This is a genomic window from Tenebrionibacter intestinalis, from assembly GCF_016632365.1.
In the GTDB taxonomy this organism is placed as follows: domain Bacteria; phylum Pseudomonadota; class Gammaproteobacteria; order Enterobacterales; family Enterobacteriaceae; genus Tenebrionibacter; species Tenebrionibacter intestinalis.
The window spans coordinates 545-2,292 of sequence record NZ_JAEPBH010000099.1; the positions used below are offsets into that span (position 1 = coordinate 545).

Annotated in this window: 3 protein-coding genes; all 3 read left to right on the forward strand. The window is 58.8% G+C overall.

Translation table 11 applies throughout. The features are described 5' to 3' along the window. Nucleotides 1-93 precede the first annotated feature (93 nt). Nucleotides 94-612, forward strand: a complete 519-nt coding sequence (locus tag JJB97_RS17725; protein WP_238715397.1) for a DUF3304 domain-containing protein — start codon at nt 94-96, stop codon at nt 610-612. 91 nt (nt 613-703) lie between these two features. Further along, complete coding sequence (locus JJB97_RS17730) at nt 704-1,222, forward strand: DUF3304 domain-containing protein (protein ID WP_238715398.1); 519 nt, start codon at nt 704-706, stop codon at nt 1,220-1,222. A gap of 91 nt (nt 1,223-1,313) precedes the next feature. Further along, the coding region (locus tag JJB97_RS17735) for a DUF3304 domain-containing protein (RefSeq protein WP_238715399.1) at nt 1,314-1,748 on the forward strand (435 nt) is incomplete at its 3' end.

Below are 1,748 nucleotides of genomic sequence, written 5' to 3' on the forward strand. Positions count from 1 at the left end.
AAGCACGGCGTCAGCCTGCTTAGCGCAGCGTTTGGGGCAAGCGCTGCGCTAAGCGGGGTAAAACCGTAACGGGAAGCAGAAAAGGAGAGGGTGATGAAGGTATTCAGGGCAGGAATGGCGCTGGCGGGGTTGATGCTGGCGGGCTGCCAGCAGGTGCCGGCGCAGGCGGCGGGCGGCACCATTGAGGCGGTGAACCATACCCGGTGGGCGATAAACCACTTTAGCGTTAACGGGCAGTCGGGCATTGATATTATCGGCCCGCACCAGGGGGGCGGGGGCGGCTGTTGCTTCAGGGCGCCGGCGCAGTGGCGGCCGGGCATGACGGTGAAAATTGACTGGGAAACGGGGATTGGGGGAACGAAAGGGTTTCCCGGTTATGAAAATCGTGAGGCATATCTTGCCTGGGAGAGAAAAATAGATTCCTCAAGGAAAAAACACTCTGCCATAGTCCCGGTTCCTGATTACACCGGGCAAAAGACCTGCGGTATCACGGTGCATTTTCTGCCGTGCGATAAGGTCAAAGTGACCACCAGTTGCCATATCTACTCCGACCCGCAATATCCGGTAAAGGAGCCGTTAAGCATGCCGGAGCCGGCGACGTGCGCGCGTTAAGCACGGCGTCAGCCTGCTTAGCGCAGCGTTTGGGGCAAGCGCTGCGCTAAGCGGGGTAAAACCGTAACGGGAAGCAGAAAAGGAGAGGGTGATGAAGGTATTCAGGGCAGGAATGGCGCTGGCGGGGTTGATGCTGGCGGGCTGCCAGCAGGTGCCGGCGCAGGCGGCGGGCGGCACCATTGAGGCGGTGAACCATACCCGGTGGGCGATAAACCACTTTAGCGTTAACGGGCAGTCGGGCATTGATATTATCGGCCCGCACCAGGGGGGCGGGGGCGGCTGTTGCTTCAGGGCGCCGGCGCGGTGGCAGCCGGGCATGACGGTAAAAATTGACTGGGAAACGGGGATTGGCGATACAGATGAATTTCCCGGTTATGGAAATCGTGAGGCATTTCTTGCATGGGCTAAAAAAGTCAAAGAGGCGAAAAGAAGGCATTCAGCGGTCGTGCCGGTTCCTGATTACACCGGGCAAAAGACCTGTGGTATCACGGTGCATTTTCTGCCGTGCGATAAGGTCAAAGTGATCACCAGTTGCCATATCTACTCCGACCCGCAATACCCGGTAAAGGAGCCGTTAAGAATGCCGGAGCCGGCGGCGTGCGCGCGCTAAGCACGGCGTCAGCCTGCTTAGCGCAGCGTTTGGGGCAAGCGCTGCGCTAAGCGGGGTAAAACCGTAACGGGAATCAGAAAAGGAGAAGGTGATGAAGGTATTCAGGGCAGGAATGGCGCTGGCGGGGTTGATGCTGACGGGCTGCCAGCAGGCGCCGGCGCAGGCGGCGGGCGGCGCCATTGAGGCGGTAAACCATACCCGGTGGGCGATAAACCACTTTAGCGTTAACGGGCAGTCGGGTCTTGATATTATCGGCCCGCACCAGGGGGGCGGGGGCGGCTGTTGCTTCAGGGCGCCGGCGCAGTGGCAGCCGGGCATGACGGTGAAAATTGACTGGGAAACGGGGATGGGTGGAACGAAAGGGTTTCCTGGTTATGAAGATCGAGAAGCGGTTCTTGCATGGGTTAAAAAGGTTAAAGAGGCGAAAAAGAGGCATTCAGCGGTTGTGCCGGTTCCTGATTACACAGGGCAAAAGACCTGCGGTATTACGGTGCATTTTCTGCCGTGCGATAAGGTCAAAGTGACC

Excerpts from the sequence above, each read along its gene's own strand:
- JJB97_RS17725 (WP_238715397.1), top strand. The coding sequence starts at position 94 with ATGAAGGTATTCAGGGCAGGAATGGCGCTGGCGGGGTTGATGCTGGCG.
- JJB97_RS17730 (WP_238715398.1), top strand. The coding sequence starts at position 704 with ATGAAGGTATTCAGGGCAGGAATGGCGCTGGCGGGGTTGATGCTGGCG.